8 protein-coding genes and 1 tRNA gene are annotated in these 15,621 nt (G+C 73.3%); 3 read left to right on the top strand and 6 right to left on the bottom strand.

Features of this window, described 5'->3' with window-relative positions; translation table 11 throughout:
• Positions 1 to 3: 3 nt before the first annotated feature.
• Complete coding sequence (locus HMPREF2833_RS11260) at positions 4 to 3,096, top strand: bifunctional [glutamine synthetase] adenylyltransferase/[glutamine synthetase]-adenylyl-L-tyrosine phosphorylase (RefSeq protein ID WP_246829136.1); 3,093 nt, start codon at positions 4 to 6, stop codon at positions 3,094 to 3,096.
• Positions 3,097 to 3,323: 227 nt separating this feature from the next.
• On the opposite strand, the gene HMPREF2833_RS11255 is transcribed toward HMPREF2833_RS11260, so the two are convergent.
• Both HMPREF2833_RS11255 and HMPREF2833_RS11250 read right to left on the bottom strand, forming a co-directional pair.
• Positions 3,324 to 3,917, bottom strand: coding sequence for a DUF2231 domain-containing protein (locus HMPREF2833_RS11255; RefSeq protein WP_047978123.1), 594 nt, complete (start codon positions 3,915 to 3,917; stop codon positions 3,324 to 3,326).
• 229 nt (positions 3,918 to 4,146) lie between these two features.
• Positions 4,147 to 4,222 (bottom strand) — tRNA-Arg (locus HMPREF2833_RS11250).
• 260 nt (positions 4,223 to 4,482) lie between these two features.
• On the opposite strand from HMPREF2833_RS11250, the gene HMPREF2833_RS11245 reads away from it, so the two are divergent.
• Both HMPREF2833_RS11245 and ettA read left to right on the top strand, forming a co-directional pair.
• On the top strand, positions 4,483 to 5,178 hold the full coding sequence (locus HMPREF2833_RS11245) for a single-stranded DNA-binding protein (RefSeq protein WP_070638298.1): 696 nt from the start codon (positions 4,483 to 4,485) through the stop codon (positions 5,176 to 5,178).
• Between the two features lie 93 nt (positions 5,179 to 5,271).
• Positions 5,272 to 6,954: an energy-dependent translational throttle protein EttA gene (gene ettA / locus HMPREF2833_RS11240; RefSeq protein ID WP_070638292.1), complete on the top strand. Its 1,683-nt coding sequence runs from the start codon at positions 5,272 to 5,274 to the stop codon at positions 6,952 to 6,954.
• Positions 6,955 to 7,076: 122 nt separating this feature from the next.
• On the opposite strand, the gene HMPREF2833_RS11235 is transcribed toward ettA, so the two are convergent.
• Genes HMPREF2833_RS11235 through HMPREF2833_RS11220 form a run of 4 tightly spaced genes read right to left on the bottom strand, consistent with a single transcriptional unit; the run spans position 7,077 to position 15,437 of the window.
• Positions 7,077 to 9,815 carry a GNAT family N-acetyltransferase gene (locus tag HMPREF2833_RS11235; RefSeq protein ID WP_070638283.1) on the bottom strand — a complete coding sequence of 913 codons (2,739 nt, stop codon included), beginning with the start codon at positions 9,813 to 9,815 and terminating at the stop codon, positions 7,077 to 7,079.
• A complete protein-coding gene (locus HMPREF2833_RS11230; protein ID WP_070638280.1) occupies positions 9,812 to 11,737 on the bottom strand; it encodes an IucA/IucC family protein in 1,926 nt (641 codons plus the stop codon). Before HMPREF2833_RS11230 ends, HMPREF2833_RS11235 begins: the two co-directional genes overlap by 4 nt.
• Positions 11,734 to 13,962 (bottom strand): GNAT family N-acetyltransferase, encoded by a 2,229-nt coding sequence (locus HMPREF2833_RS11225; protein WP_070638276.1) that lies wholly within the window; start codon positions 13,960 to 13,962, stop codon positions 11,734 to 11,736. Before HMPREF2833_RS11225 ends, HMPREF2833_RS11230 begins: the two co-directional genes overlap by 4 nt.
• Complete coding sequence (locus HMPREF2833_RS11220) at positions 13,959 to 15,437, bottom strand: pyridoxal phosphate-dependent decarboxylase family protein (protein WP_019309007.1); 1,479 nt, start codon at positions 15,435 to 15,437, stop codon at positions 13,959 to 13,961. Before HMPREF2833_RS11220 ends, HMPREF2833_RS11225 begins: the two co-directional genes overlap by 4 nt.
• Between the last annotated feature and the right edge of the window lie 184 nt (positions 15,438 to 15,621).

Genomic DNA, 15,621 nt, shown 5'->3' with positions numbered 1-15,621 from the left:
ACAGTGGGCATCGGGAGCGGGGGAACCGCGGGACAGGGCGCCACGGCCAAGGAGCGCGCGGAGACGATCTCCGCGAAGCAGCTGATCGGCGTGGGCTTCGCGGACGTGACCAACGCGCGGCGGTGGCTGGGCTTCCCCGAGCTCGACGCCGTGGACCTGCCGCGGCTGCTCGAGGGGCTGGCCCACGCGGCGTCGCCGGACGTGGCGCTGCAGCTGATCGTGCGGCTGATCGAGCAGCACCCGGAGGTGGCCCGGCGCGTGACCGGGGATCCCGCGGACTCCGAGACGATGTTCCGGCTGCTGGGGGCCTCCGAGGCGCTCGGTGAGTTCCTGCTGCGCGCTCCCGAGAACCTCGACCTGCTGGACATTCGCCCCGAGGACCAGCCGGGCGCCGAGCAGCCGGACGCACTGCGCCGCCAGCTGCTCGAGTCCGTGGGCGCGGATCCGGACGCGGAGACACCCGTGGCCACCGTGACGGGCCAGGAGGCGCAGAAGGCGCTGCGCGTGGCCTACCGCCGGGGTCTCGCGCGGGTGGCCATACGGGACGTGGGCGCCCTGGACCCGGTGGCGTACATGCCCGCCGTGGGCCGCCAGCTCGCGGACCTGGCGGGGGCAGCGCTCGAGGCGGGACTGGCCGTGGCCCGTGCCCAGGCCCACGAGCGCTGGGACCCCGCGCTGGTGGAGCAGGTGCGTCTGGCCGTGATCGGCATGGGCAAGTGCGGCGCGCGCGAGCTGAACTACATCTCGGACGTGGACGTCGTGCACGTCATGGAGACCCGCGCGGCGGAGTCCGGAGAGGTGCCCGACGAGAACACGGCCACCGAGATCGCCACGGAGCTCGCGCACCAGCTCGCCCAGGCCATGATGGCCACCGGTCCGGAACCCGCCCTGTGGGAGGTGGACGCGAACCTGCGCCCCGAGGGCAAGGACGGGCCGCTGGTGCGCACACTGGACTCCCACGTGCGCTACTACAAACGCTGGGCGAAGTCCTGGGAGTTCCAGGCCCTGCTCAAGGCCCGGTGCGTGGCCGGGGACCGTGAGCTGGGGGAGCGCTACGAGGACGCGATCGCCCCCTTCATCTGGTCCTCCGCGGAGCGCGAGGGCTTCGTGGAGTCCGTGCAGGCCATGCGACGCCGCGTCACGGAGAACATCCCCGAGGCGGACCGGGACCGCCAGATCAAGCTCGGGCCCGGCGGGCTGCGGGACGTGGAGTTCACCGTGCAGCTGCTGCAGCTCGTGCACGGTCGCGGCGACGAGACGGTGCGGACGCGGGCCACCACGGACTCGCTCGCGGCCCTGTCCTCGGGCGGGTACATCGGGCGCAAGGACGCCGAGGAGTTCGGGCGCAACTACCGGTGGCTGCGGCTGCTGGAGCACCGGATCCAGCTCTTCCGGCTGCGCCGCACCCACCTGATGCCCCGCGACGAGCGGGAGCTGGCGGTGATCGCCCGCTCGATCGACGGCGCCACGGAGGGCAGCCACCCCACCGCGGCCAAGCTCGTGGAGCAGTGGTCGGGGCTCAAGCGCAGCGTGCGCTCGATGCACGAGCGGATCTTCTACCGCCCGATGCTTGCGGCGCTCGCGAACGCCCCGGCGGACACCACCCTCACCACGGACTCGGCGCGTGACCGCCTGGCGGCGCTGGGCTACCAGGACACCCGGGCCGCAATGCGGCACATCGAGGCGCTGTCCCGTGGCGTCAGCCGGCGGGCCGAGATCCTGCGGACCCTGCTGCCGGTCCTGCTCGACTGGCTCGCCGAGGGCGTGGACCCGGACGCCGGTCTGCTGAACCTGCGCCGGGTGTGCGAGTCCCTGGGCACCACCCCGTGGTTCCTGCGCCTGCTGCGGGACTCCAACGCCGCCGCGGAACGGCTGTGCAGCATCCTCTCCAGCTCCCGCTACGTCTCCGACCTGCTGGAAGTCTCCCCGGAGTCCACCGCCTGGCTGGGGGACGACTCCCTGCTGGCCACTCGCAGCCTGGAGGACCTGGGGGTGGAGATGCGCTCGCAGCTCACACGGCACCGGGACCCGGACGAGGCCATCCGGGCCGTCCGGCAGATCCGGCGGCGCGAGCAGCTGCGGATCGCGCTCGCGGACACGAGCGGCGTCGCCGACGTGGAGACCACGGTGGCGGGACTCTCCGACGTGGACCAGGCCACCGTGATGGCCGCGCTGCACCTGGCCCAGAAGGAGTACGAGGCCGAGCACGAGGGCGAGCTGCCCGCAAAGCTGCTGGTGGTGGCCATGGGCCGCCAGGGCGGGCGGGAGATCGGCTTCGGCTCGGACGCGGACGTGGTGTACGCCTACGAGCCCGTCGAGGGGGCGGACGCGAGGGAAACGCAGACCGCGGCGGAGGCCGTGCTGAACCGCATGGTCAAGCTGCTCAAGCAGCCGTGCACGCCGCCCATCCAGGCCGAACGGGTGCTGGAGATCGACAACGACCTGCGTCCGGAGGGACGCTCGGGCGCGAAGGTGCGCTCGGTGGCCTCCTACGCGGAGTACTACGAGCGATGGGGTGAGACCTGGGAGTTCCAGGCCCTCACCCGCGCCCGGTTCATGGCCGGTTCCGAGGACGTGGCCCGCGCGTTCTTCCGCGTGGTGGACCGCCACCGCTACCCGGCCGAGTTCACGGACCGTCAGCTCGTGGACATCCGCCGCATGAAGGCCCGGGTGGAGAGCGAGCGCATGCCGCGCGGCGCGGACCCGCTGCGGCAGGTCAAGCTCGGCCGCGGCGGGCTCTCGGACGTGGAGTGGCTCGTGCAGCTGCTGCAGCTGCGACACGGTCACGAGGTTCCCGAGCTGCGCACCACGTCCACGCTGCCCGCCCTGCACGCGGCGGTCGCGGCGGAGCTCGTGGGGCCCGAGGACGCCTCGATCCTGGAGCACGCGTGGAAGCTCGCCACGGACATCCGCAACGGCAACGTGCTGCGCTCGGGCCGCGCCTCGGACTCGGTGCCCTCCAGGCGGGCGGACCTCGAGGCCGTGGCCCGCTGGATCGGCTACGAACCCGGCTCCGCCACGCAGCTGGAGGAGGACTACCTGCGCATCACCCGGCAGTCCCGTTCGGTCTTCGAGCGGCTGTTCTACGGCCACTGAGGGACGACGCCGCTGCACGTCCCCACCGGGGCGGACGCCACGGATGAGGCCTCGCACGGACCACGGCTATGACCGAGAACCCGCGGCACTACCGCGCCACGGGTACCTCGGGACCGCTCGACACCACCACGAGGGGTTCGACGGAGTCTTCTTCACCCGGCGCCTCGGGTGGTGGGCCCCGGGGCCGTTCCAGGAAGCGTCACGCCGGCCGGCGAGTCAATCCGGTCTCAGAGACGGCCGTTGGTGCCGTCCTGGTAGGCGACGTCCCGCGAACCCACCTGGCGCGACACCGAGAGGTGACCGCCCAGGTACCCGCCAAGACCCGCGGCGGACATGGCCCCCACGGCGAGCACGCGGCCCATGCCGTGACGCCCAGAGCGTCGAGCGAGCCACGAGCCGGCCTGCAGTCCGGTGGCGACGCCGTTGGCGCCGGCGTGGACCACGGTCACGCGCCGGTCGCGCTGCTGGAGCCCGGAGTACTCGGCCCACCCGGTGAGCGCGGAGGGCACCGCCGACAGCACGCCGACACCCGTGAGCAGCCGCGCCGCGCGGCGCTCGTCCGGCCCGCCCAGAACGTCCAGGGCGAGCGCGCTCAGCCACGTGCCCATGGGGACCTCGATGAGCAGCGGGTGCAGCGCATGCCCCAGCCGCTTGCCCCGCAGCAGCTCGCGGACGCTCTCGTTGACCGTGGCCACCGAGGAGAGGACGTCCGCGGCGCGGACCACCGGGTCCAGGGCCCGCGCGTTCTCGAGGGCGCGCATGGCCGGGGTGAGAAAGCTCTCCGGGGTGGAGGAGGTGTGGACGTGCTGGGAGGTGGTCATGGCGGAGCCTCTCGTCGCTGACGGTGTGAGGCCATCGTGGCACTGACCGGACCGTGGTGCTCCACCCCTGCGGATGCTGCGCGTGGCCACGACTGCCCTGGGGCGGGGTGCTCCCCGAGGTTCGACTTGTGAACGAACGCCGGGGGCGGGCCAAGAACAGGGCCGCGTCAACGGAAACCGGCCCCGTGTCAACGAGGCCGATTCAACGCCCCTCTGACCAGGCGTTTCGTGGTGCCCCAGGAGGGAGTCGAACCCCCGACCAAGAGATTAGAAGGCTCCTGCTCTATCCACTGAGCTACTGGGGCGGGCCGCGAAGCGACGACTCAGTTTAGCAACGCGAGGACGTCATCCGTGCAGGCACCGCGCCGTCCGCACTGCACAACCGCGACCTGGACGTCGTCCCCGCCGGAGCGCTCCCCAGTTCCGGTTCCCGCCGCGGCACCGGCGCGGTGGCGATCCACAGTGGGGGCAGCCCCGCACCGGGGCCGGGCGAGTCCACCGGAGCACGGCAGTCAGCGCCGGGGGATCCGCACCGACACCTCACGTCTGAGACGAGGAGCACCTCATGAGCGAACTCATCACCCTGCGCGGATTCGTGGGCAAGGACCCGGAGTCCCGCCTGTTCGAGGACGGCACCATGGTCGCCCGGTTCCGCCTGGCCACCACCACCCGCCGGTTCGACGCCGCCACCGGCACATGGCACGACACGTCCACCAACTGGTACACCGTGCGCTGCTTCCGCTCCCTGGCCATGCACGTCATGGCGAGCGTCCGCTGCGGGCACCCCGTGGTGGTCACTGGCAAGCTGGGCATCAACGAGTGGCAGTCGGAGACCGGGCCGCGCACCGTGGTCCAGGTGGACGCCGCGGCCGTGGGCCACGACCTCAGCTTCGGCACCGCGAACTTCTCCCGATCCGGTGGCCGGGGTCCACGCGCGGAGAACCCCGGGACGGGGCAGTCCCGGGAGGATGCCGGGGAGGGCCCCGAGGAGGGGACGAGCGACGTCGTGCGCGGTGAGGCGCAGCCGGGCGGGGCCGCCCGGTACCGGGACGCCCAGTCCCTGGGCCTCGGTGAGGACGGGTTCGTGGACCTCGCCTCGGGTGCGCTGATCGCGGTGGACAAGGACGACCACACGTTCGACGGCCTGGGCGAGCAGGACGATCACGACGCCGCTGCGAACGGCTCCGGCGGTTCCGGCGAGGATTCCGCGCGGGAGACCTCGAAGAGCGAGGAGGGGGCGTCCGCGGCGGCTGCCTCGTGAGGGCCGGGGCGTGCCGTGGCACCGGCCACACCGCCGTGCCCCTTGCGGGAATCGTGGCTCGCGGGGGCACGGCGGCGCGGTAGCCTGGAGGGCATGGCGGAATTTATCTACACCATGAACAAGGCCCGCAAGAAGGTGGGCGACAAGGTCATCCTGGACGACGTCACCATGTCGTTCTTCCCGGGCGCCAAGATCGGCGTCGTGGGCCCGAACGGCGCGGGCAAGTCGACCATCCTGAAGATCATGGCGGGGCTGGACCAGCCCTCCAACGGTGAGGCCCGGCTGAGCCCCGGCTACTCCGTGGGCATCCTGCTGCAGGAGCCCCCGTTGAACGAGGAGAAGACGGTCCTCGGCAACGTGGAGGAGGGCGTGGGCGAGATCAAGTCCAAGCTCGACCGCTTCAACGAGATCTCCGCGGAGATGGCCGAGCCGGACGCCGACTTCGACGCCCTCATGGAGGAGATGGGCAAGCTGCAGGAGGAGATCGACGCCGCGAACGCGTGGGATCTCGACTCGCAGCTCGAGCAGGCGATGGACGCCCTGCGCTGCCCCCCGCCGGACGCGGACGTCAAGGTGCTCTCCGGTGGTGAGCGCCGCCGCGTGGCACTGTGCAAGCTGCTGCTGGAGAAGCCGGACCTGCTGCTGCTGGACGAGCCCACCAACCACCTGGACGCCGAGTCCGTGCTGTGGCTCGAGCAGCACCTCGCGAGCTACCCCGGTGCCGTGCTGGCCGTGACCCACGACCGGTACTTCCTGGACCACGTGGCGGAGTGGATCTGCGAGGTGGACCGCGGTCGCCTCTACCCGTACGAGGGCAACTACTCCACCTACCTGGACACCAAGGCCAAGCGCATGGAGGTCCAGGGCAAGAAGGACGCCAAGCAGGCCAAGCGCCTCAAGGACGAGCTCGAGTGGGTGCGCTCCAACGCCAAGGGCCGTCAGACCAAGTCCAAGTCCCGTCTGGCCCGCTACGAGGAGATGGCGGCCGAGGCCGAGAAGACCAGGAAGCTGGACTTCGAGGAGATCCAGATCCCTCCGGGACCGCGTCTGGGCAACCAGGTCATCGAGGCCAGCGACCTCAAGAAGGGCTTCGGCGACCGCTCCCTCATTGACGGCCTCTCGTTCTCGCTGCCGCGCAACGGCATCGTGGGCGTGATCGGCCCCAACGGCGTGGGCAAGTCCACGCTGTTCAAGACCATCGTGGGCCTCGAGGAGCTGGACGGCGGCGAGCTCAAGGTGGGCGACTCCGTGCAGATCTCCTACGTGGACCAGGGCCGCGCCAACCTGGATCCGGAGAAGACCCTCTGGGAGGTCGTCTCGGACGGGCTGGACTACATCAACGTGGGCAAGGTGGAGATGCCGTCCCGCGCGTACGTCTCCGCCTTCGGCTTCAAGGGCCCGGACCAGCAGAAGAAGGCCGGTGTGCTCTCCGGCGGTGAGCGCAACCGCCTGAACCTGGCCCTGACCCTCAAGCAGGGCGGCAACCTGCTGCTGCTGGACGAGCCCACCAACGACCTCGACGTGGAGACCCTCGGTTCGCTCGAGAACGCCCTGCTCGAGTTCCCCGGCTGCGCCGTGGTGGTCTCCCACGACCGGTGGTTCCTGGACCGCGTGGCCACCCACATCCTCGCGTGGGAGGGCACCGAGGAGAACCCGGACAACTGGTACTGGTTCGAGGGCAACTTCGAGGCGTACGAGGAGAACAAGGTGGAGCGCCTGGGCGCCGAGGCCGCTCGCCCCAAGCGCCTCACGCACCGCCGCCTCACGCGCGACTGAGCCGTCCGGTCGGCCCGCCCGCACCACGAGGCCCCCGGTCACCGCCCGCACGCATGCGGCGGTGACCGGGGGCCTTGCCGCGCGCCCCGACGCCGCTCCCACGGGTCCGCGCGCCCGTCACGTCACCCGGAGGCCGATCCGCCGTCCAGCCTCAGGAACGCGAGCCGCCCGGTCTTGCCCGGCAGGTCGATGGCGGGGCCGAGCTCGAAGCCGGTGGCCTCCAGCCGGGTGAGGGCGCGGTCGTTGGAGACGTCCGGCTCGGCCACGATGCGCCGCGCGGTGCCGTGGCGGGCGATCTGCTCGAGCACGCGCCGTCCGAACGCCCCGGTGAGCCCGGGAGTGCGGTGCTCCGTGGGAGCCAGCAGCACGTGGACCCCGAGGTCCCCGGGCTCCACCCGGTAGGCGGCACCCACGGGATCGGCGTGCGGCTCGTAGCTCTGGAAGATCCCGGCGGGGGCGCCGTCGAGCTCCAGGAGCCACGCGTGGTGGGTGGGGGAGTCGGCCAGGTACGCGTAGACCTCCTCGACCTGCTCACGGCTGAGCCCGGTCATGCCCCAGAAGCGCGCGCGGGGTGTGCTGACCCACTCGTGGATCACGGCGGCGTCGTGCGCGGGATCCACGGGGCGCAGCCGTGCGTGAGGTCCAGAAGCGTGGCCCGCCGTGTCCTGTGAATCCCCGGGAAGGGTGCCCAGGTCGATCACGCCGCCCGTAGTGCCCACGGCGCCCGCGGGCACGAACGGCAGCGCCTGGTCCGTCTCGCCGCGCGCCCAGCGGTGCACGGGCGCCTCGTCCAGCCGGCCGCGGTCCACGGGATCGGGGGTGATCCACCACGACGCCGCCGGGTCGGCGAGGTCCCACAGCACCCGGGCCGCGGGCACGCGCAGGCACGCGGGGCCCGTGCCGGGCAGGGTGCCGGCCGCGAGCAGGCAGTCGGTGTCCCCGCCCACGGGCACGGGCTGGGCGGGTGTCATGGCGGGGTCGGCGCGCCACGGGGTGAAGGCGTGCAGGGTTCCCCACGGCGGCAGCACGGATCCGGCGGGCCCGAGGTGCTCCTCGGCCACCCGTTCCACGGCGGCCAGCGCGCACCCGGTGACGTCCACACCCAGGGCCGGCGCTCGGCGCACGATGTTCTCCACGGCGAGCCCCACGCGCCCGGTGCCGTGCAGGAACGGATCCCACAGGGCGGGCATGCCCGTGGGCGCCGAGAGCGCGGACAGGTCGGTGCTCGCCACGAGCTCCTGCACGAACGCGTCGCGCCACACCCCGAACCACGAGGCCGTCGTGGAGCCGGCGGACATGTCCCCGTCCCACGCGAGCAGCCGGGCGCGCACCCAGGAGGCCGTGTGGGACAGCCGTCGCCCGGGCGCACCGGGGCGGGCCGCACCGGGCGAGTCAGCGGCCGGCGAGACGACGGCGGGCGAGTCCTCGGCGGACGTCCCCTCCGTGGACCGCACCGGCTCGACGAAGAGACTCCGCAGCAGCCGCGGCCAGTGCGGTGCGGCGGTGTCCAGCTGCGCGGACAGCAGGTCCTCGTGGCGCACGACCCCGTGCGCGGCCACGGCGGCGTCCAGCAGGGCGGTGGCCCGGTCCGCGCGGTGCGGGGAGGCGCACGCGAGTCGGGCCGCCGAGCCCTCGGCGTCCGACGGGCGCTGGTTCGCCCGCACCGTGATCCCGTGCAGCGCCCGGGGCGGTTCCGCGGCCCCGAGGAACGCCCCGGCCACTGTGTGACGGCACGCCCCGTGTGCGTCCGCCGCGAGGACGTCGTTGCACGGCACCGCCCACCCGGACTGCGCGGCCACCACGTCGTCCGCGGTGCGTGCGCCGAGCAGCTCACGGCACGCAGCGAGCGCCCGGGAGGGCTCCGGCACGGGGGTGGGGGAAACCACGGTGACGGTCGCGGTGGAGCCGGGGGCGGCCTCGTCGAGCAGGGACTCCTCTGCGTCGGTGCCCGGCAGCACGAAGCCTGTTGCGCAGGAACGCACGGTGACGGTGCGCTCCACGCCGTCGCGGGAGCGCAGCACGGTGCTGCGGGCGACGAGCGGCTCACCCGAGTCCGTGACGTGCCACGCGCCGTCCCGGGCCTCGACGGGCAGCTCGGTGAGCGTCTCGGTCACGGTCATGGCCGCGGTGATCGCCCACGCGGCCGTCTCGGTGCGCCCGAAGTGCGGCACACCCGGCAGCCCCACGAGAGCCAGACCGCGCACACGGAGCCCCGGGGCGGAGAGGGACACGGGCTGGTACGGCCCGGACTCCTCGACGACCCGGTGGGGGTCCGCGGCGAGCAGCGGCGCGCCGCTCACGGAGAGCTCCCCGGGCACGAGCCACGCACTGGAGCCGGCGGCCGCGGGGGACTCCGCGTCCAGCACGGGAACCCACGCCTCGCCGAGCACGCGCCGCACGCGGCGCCGCCACAGCTGCTCGGGGAGGCTGCCGGTGAGCAGGTGGGCGTCCAGGTGCACGGCGATCGGCGTCCACGAATCCCACGGGCGCGGGGGCTCCTCGGTCAGACCCGCCTCGCGCACCTCGGGGGTCTCTGCCCAGACCCGCGCGAGCGCCTCGGAGATCCCGCGCGCATAGGCGGCGAAGAACTCCCGGTCCGGCGCCGACGCCGCCTCCCACCAGCGCCGCGCGGTGCCCACGACGTCCGCGGCGAAGCTCAGCGCGTCCGCGTCGAACGCGTCCGGGCCCAGCAGCTCGGCGGAACGGGCCTCGGCCCGGCGGCGCAGCACCTCGGCGTGCCATGCGCGGTCCAGGCCGGTGACGTACCCGTGGCCGCGGGCCAGTGCGGTGAGGTCATCGGCCTGGACGTGCGGCACTCCGGCCGGGTCGCGGAAGACGCGCCACCCCGGTCCCTCGATCATCGAACTCCTCCTCGGGCGTGGTTGCGGAACGTGGCCAGCGGGTTCTCCAGTCGGCCGGCATAGGTCAAGGACTCCGACTGGTTCGTGAGGTCCACCATCCGCTGCGGGTTGCGCAGCTGGAGCCGGTTCAGGCACGAGTGCGCGAAGCTCTCCCGGAACAGGTCCAGCTCCCGCCAGTGCTCGGGGAACCGCTCGCGGTGCTCGTCCAGGGACTGGGCGGCGATCCCCCAGAACTGCGTCTCGTCCAGGATGCCGGTGGTGTGCAGCAGCACGGCCAGGTGGCGCAGCACGCCGTCGAGCACGTCCGTGTGGACCGCGAGTTCACGCTCCTCGGGATCGGTGACGGCCCGAATGCGCTCGATGCCCTCGGGCAGCGGACGGTTGCTGAGCACGGCGACCTCCTCGCCGAGGTCCTTCCAGAACGCCCCCACGGGGAAGCCGTCGCGCAGCCGCAGGATCACGTTCTCGCTGTGGGGCATCATGGCCGTGTCCTGGGACAGCAGCAGGTGGGCCACCGGCACGAGGTACACGTCCAGCAGCGCACGGACCCAGGCCTCCGGCGAGGCTCCCGAGCGCTCGATCCACGCACCGGCCAGCGGACACCCGGCACGGTCCGTGTGCAGCACCCCGGCCAGGCTCGCGGCGTGCTCGTCCGGGGCCAGCAGGGGCAGCGGGGACTCGCGCCACAGCGCAGCCAGCTGCTTGGTGTGGTCCGAGCGCACCCCGCTGCGGTGGTGCGCGTCCCCGGTGTAGCCCACCGAGGCGTGCTCCCGCAGCACCCGGATGCCGCGCTCGCGGAGGAACTCGTCCTCCTGGGTGATCGCGTGCAGCCAGTCGCTGATCGCGGGCATCGTGCGCATGTACGCGGGGGACAGGCCCCGCAGAAAACCCATGCTGTGCACGCCCATCGCGGTCTTGGCGTAGTCCCGGTGCGGGTCGGTCACGTCCAGGAACGTGCGCAGGGACTGCTGCGCCCGCCAGAGGTGGTCACCCTCGCCCAGCAGGACCAGGTCCCGGCGCAGCACGTCCGGGAGCATCCCCGGCAGGATGCGGTGCTCCCACTGCCAGGGGTGCACCGGGATCACCGTGTAGTCGTCCGGGTCCTCACCGGCATCGCGGAGCACGGCTCGGAAGCGCTCGCGCTCACCGGCCGTGAGGTGACGGCGCACGTGCTCCTCGTCATCCAGTTCCACGCCCAGGGACACGGTGCACAGGGACCGGCGCGCGGCCAGCCATGTCAGCGCGGTGGGCTCGGCGGCTTCCGGCGCCCAGGCCTCGGCCTCCGCGGCGCCCAGGCCCACGCGGCCGGAGCTCGCGACGAACCCCGGGTGCCCGCGGTCCAGGAAGCGCTCCACCTCGGGCAGCTCGCTGTGGGCCAGCTGCGCCGCGGTGGGCGCGGGAGCCGCACGACGCCGCGCCATCGAGAACATGGTCGCGGAGAGGTCCTCCAGGTACAGCGGCAGCATCTCGTCGTTGAGCCCCAGCACGTCCTGGAGGTCCAGCACGGCCTGCTGGGCGTCCGGCTCGGCGCCGTCCGCCTCCCGGCCGCTGGCGGCCGCGGGCACGACGACGCCCGGTCCCGGCACCGCTGCACCACCGCGTTCGCGGGTGCGGCCGTCCGGCCCGTGCCCGGGGTCGATGCGGCGCACCGAGTCCGGGTCCACCTCCCAGTGCTCGAGGGGGTGCCGGGTGGCCTCGAAGTACCAGCGCGGTGCGCCCGAGGCGTCGGCCACCGTCCACCCGTCACCGCAAGGTTCGGGGGTCAGCATCCGCTCGTGGCTGAACTCGGAGAACATCTTGGCGAGCACGTCCCGCTTCAGTGCACGGGCCGTCTCCCGGTCCAGGCCGGGCACCCGCGTAGGGTGCGGCGCGGTGCGCCGGGCGCCGTCGGTCGGGTGCTGCCGCTCCACGAGGCCCGTCATCGGGTCACCTCCGGGCTGCGGTGCTCGGCGGGCAGCCGGGTGGTTGCCGTGGAGGGCGTGGTCCGCTCCTGCGGGGTCGGCGCTGAACCGTCCCGGGCGGTGGCGGCCGTGGGACGGGGACCGCTGGGTGCGGGCGCATCCTCCGCTCCAGGGTTTCTGACGCCCGGGGAGTGCGGTGCAGCGCATCGCTCGCGGCCGTCTGCGGCCGTGGGGCGCGGGCCGCCGGCAGCGGGCGAGTTCCTGACGTCGTCGCCCGGGGAGGGTTGCGCGGCGCGGCGCTCGCGGGCGGCGTCGTCCTCCCCGTCCTTCCAGGGTGCAGGGTCCGCGCGGTCGACGACGCTCACGCACGCCGTCTTTCCCGGCAACGGGCACTCGCCGACCTCCCGGAACCCCGCCCACCGGTTGATCGCGCGGATCTTCTCGTTGCGCAGGTCCGGCTCCACGAGCACCCGCTGCACCGACGGGTCCGAGAACAGGAACCGGAGGGACGCGGCCATCACGGCGCGCGTGGTGCCGGGGACGGGGCGGGTGGAGGCGGCGACGAAGAGGTGCAGACCGGCGTCCCCGTCGCGCACGGGCCAGACCGCGGCGAGCGGGCTGCGGGCGGGGTCGTAGGTCTCGAGCAGGGCCAGCGGCTCACCGTGCTCGCTCACGAGCCAGGCGTCCTCACCGGGAGCCGCGGCCATCCGGCGGTACTCGCGGGCCACCTCCTCCGGGGCCGCGCCCACGAGTTCCCACGCGTGGGCGCGCGGCGCGCTGAGCCACTCGTGGAGCAGCGGCAGGTCCGCGTCCACGTCCACCGGCCGCAGCGAGAACGTGCGCCCCTGCGTGCGGAGCGTCAGGGCGCCGTCGTGCCACCGGGACGGGTCCACGCGGGGGACCGCGGGGGCCTGGGGGATCATCCCGAAGCTCTGGAACGTGGTGTGCGCCTCGGTCGCGTAGGGCTCCCGGCCCGTCACGTGCGCCAGGACGTGGGCGTTGCGCAGCGCACCCATGCCCAGGTCCGGTGCGGTGAGGGCGTGCGTGTGCTCGCCGTGGTTGAGGACGTGCACGGTGCCATCCGCGCTGGCCCGGTGGTGGCGCTCGGGGCTCAGCCGCCCCGCCGAGTCCAGGGTGAGCTGCTCGCGCACCGGCTCGAGCCAGTCCAGGGCCGCCGGGCGGTAGCCGGTGGCGGCCACCACGGCGTCCGTGACCGTCTCGCGCACCCGGTGGTTCTCGGTGTTGCGCCACTGCAGCACCGTGCGCCCGCCCTCGTGCCACGCGCCCGTGAGCTCGGTGGCCGCCACGAGCCGCACGGGCGCGGCTCGGGGATCACCCCGGCGGACGTAGAGGGCCTCGTGGACCGCCTCGATCGTCTCGTCCGAGATCCCGCGGTGCAGCTGCGGCTGGGACGCGTTGAGCCGGTCCCGCTCGGCCTCCGGGAGGGACCGGAAGTGGTCCAGGTAGTCCGGGGAGGTCAGCTCCAGGGAGAGCTTGGAGTACTCCATGGGGTAGAAGCGCGGCGAGCGTGTGATCCAGTCCACCGCGGGACCGTCCGGGGTGGTGAGCAGGTCCAGGAACACCTCCGCCGCGGACTGTCCCGAGCCCACCACGCTCACGTGCTCCCGGCCCACCAGGTCCTCACGCCGCGCGAGGTACTCACCCGCGTGCACCGTGGATCCGGAGACCTCCGAGAGCTGCGCGGGCAGCTGGGGGACCGTGCCGGTGCCCACCACGAGGTGACGGGTCCACCACGCGCGGCGCTCGCCGTGCGACTCGACCTCCACGCGCCACGGGCCCTCCCCGGCCGGCCGGGTGACCCCCGTGACCCGGTGGCCCCAGTACACGCCGCGCACCCGCTCGGCGGCCCAGCGGCAGTAGGCGTTGTAGTCCCGCCGCAGCGGGTAGAAGGACTCCCGCACGTAGAACGGGTACAGCTGGCCCGTTTCCTTGAGCCACTGCAGGAACGAGAAGCGGGACGTGGGATCCGCCATGGTCACCAGGTCCGCGAGGAACGGGACCTGCAGGGTGGCGTCCTCGAAGAGCAGCCCGGGGTGCCAGTCGAAGCCGTCGGCGGCGTCCAGGAACGCGGCGCGCACGTCGGCCAGGGGGTCGGCCAGGCACGCCAGCCCCAGACCGAACGGGCCCACGCCCACGCACAGCAGGTCCAGGGGGTCCTCCGGGGTGCCCCGGTCCGTGGTCGCCGTGGGGCGGGGTGCGGCGGGAGCGGTGTCTCGGGGGTTCATGCGCAGGCCTTTCCGGTGTGCTCGCGGGTCAGCAGGGACAGGGCGGTCTCGTGGACCAGGTCCAGGACAGCCCGGACGTCCTCGTCGGTGGTCTCGGGGTTCAGCAGGGTGAGCTTCAGGCACGGGCGGCCCTCGATCTCCGTCTCGGCAACGGTGGCGCGGCCCGTGTCCCACACCGCGCGGCGGATCGCGCGGACCCAGCGGTCGGGGTCCTCCGGCCCGTCCTCCCGGGCCGGGGGCAGCCACCGGAAGAGCACCGTGCTCAGGGACGGCTCGCACACCAGCTCGAAGCGGGGGTCCGTTCGCAGTCCGTCCGCCGTGCGTGCGGCGAGGTCGATCACGGTGTCCAGCAGCCGACCGATCGCGTCCGGGCCCAGGGTGCGCAGCGTGACCCACAGCTTGAGCGCGTCGAAGCGGCGAGTGGTCTGCAGGGAGCGGTCCACCTGGTTGGGCTCGGGGGTGTCCGCGGGGTTGAGGTACGCGGCGTGGTGCGTGCAGTGGCGCAGCGTGCGCCCGTCCCGCACGAGCACCGCGGAGCAGCTGACCGGCTGGAACCAAGTCTTGTGGAAGTCCACCGTGACGGAGTCCGCGCCCTCGATCCCCGCGAGCAGGTCCCGGTGGGCGGGGGAGACCAGCAGCCCTCCGCCGTAGGCGGCGTCCACGTGCAGCCAGATCCCCTGCGCCGTGCACAGCTCGGCGAGCTCCGGCAGGGGGTCGATGACCCCGCGGTCCGTGGTCCCCGCGGTGGCCACCACGGCCATCGGGGTGAGCGACTGCGCCTCGAGGTCGGCGACCACGCGCCGCAGGGCGGGCACGGACAGCATCCCGCGGTCGTCCACGGGCACGGGGACCACGCAGTCGTCGTCCAGGCCGAGCACGTGCGCCGCGGTGACCACGGAGAAGTGGCTCTCCGCGCTGGCCAGGATCCGCAACGACGCCGCCCGCACCGGTCGCGGGGCCGCTCCCGGAACGAGCGCGGAGCGTTCGAGGCACTCGTCGCGGGCCAGCATCAGGGCCTGCAGGTTGGAGGTGGTGCCGCCCGGGGTGAACATGCCGTCCGCGCCCTCGGGGAAGCCGATGCGCCCGGCGGTCCACGCGAGCAGCTGCCGCTCCATGACGGTGGCGGCCTTGGACTGGTCCCACGTGTCCAGGGACACGTTGACCGCGGCGGCCAGCGTCTCGGCGGCCACGGCGGGCACGGCCACCGGGCAGTTGAGGTGGGCGAGGGTGCGCGGGTGGTGGAACCACACCGCGTGGCGCAGCCACGTGCGGTCCAGCTCGTCCACGGCGGCGTCGAAGTCCGGCAGGGGCGAGTCGAGGTCCACGTGCGCGAGGTCCGCGGCGATCTGGGCGTGGGTCGCCGGCTCGTGGGGCTGCTCGGCCGAGGCCATGCGCGCGGCGCCGGCGGCCGCGGCCGTGGTGACGTCCCTCACGAGGTCCGCGACGGTGTCCTGGTGCAGCAGGGGTGAGCTCATGAAACGTGGCTTCTTTCCGTGGGGTGCACTCGTCAGGCGTAATAGGATACGAATCGGTATCCTATTCCACGACAGGTTAGGCTAACCTAAGAACATGTCGATGTGCACTCGCGGTCACGGCGCCGGGCGCGGTGGGCAGGAACGGGGCGAGCACCCTGGACCTGATCCGCGCCGGGCGGCTGGA

Origin of the sequence: Kocuria sp. HMSC066H03 (genome assembly GCF_001812045.1) — a bacterium.
In the GTDB taxonomy this organism is placed as follows: domain Bacteria; phylum Actinomycetota; class Actinomycetes; order Actinomycetales; family Micrococcaceae; genus Kocuria; species Kocuria rhizophila.
The sequence above is the reverse complement of the archived record's forward strand: the minus strand, read 5'-3'. Positions and strand labels throughout refer to the sequence as shown.

Bases quoted from the DNA above. Each gene is read 5' to 3' on its own strand.
- HMPREF2833_RS11220 (WP_019309007.1), bottom strand. From the start codon at position 15,437: ATGAGCTCACCCCTGCTGCACCAGGACACCGTCGCGGACCTCGTGAGG.
- HMPREF2833_RS11255 (WP_047978123.1), bottom strand. From the start codon at position 3,917: ATGACCACCTCCCAGCACGTCCACACCTCCTCCACCCCGGAGAGCTTT.
- HMPREF2833_RS11225 (WP_070638276.1), bottom strand. From the start codon at position 13,962: ATGAACCCCCGAGACACCGCTCCCGCCGCACCCCGCCCCACGGCGACC.
- HMPREF2833_RS11235 (WP_070638283.1), bottom strand. From the start codon at position 9,815: ATGATCGAGGGACCGGGGTGGCGCGTCTTCCGCGACCCGGCCGGAGTG.
- ettA (WP_070638292.1), top strand. From the start codon at position 5,272: ATGGCGGAATTTATCTACACCATGAACAAGGCCCGCAAGAAGGTGGGC.
- HMPREF2833_RS11230 (WP_070638280.1), bottom strand. From the start codon at position 11,737: ATGACGGGCCTCGTGGAGCGGCAGCACCCGACCGACGGCGCCCGGCGC.
- HMPREF2833_RS11245 (WP_070638298.1), top strand. From the start codon at position 4,483: ATGAGCGAACTCATCACCCTGCGCGGATTCGTGGGCAAGGACCCGGAG.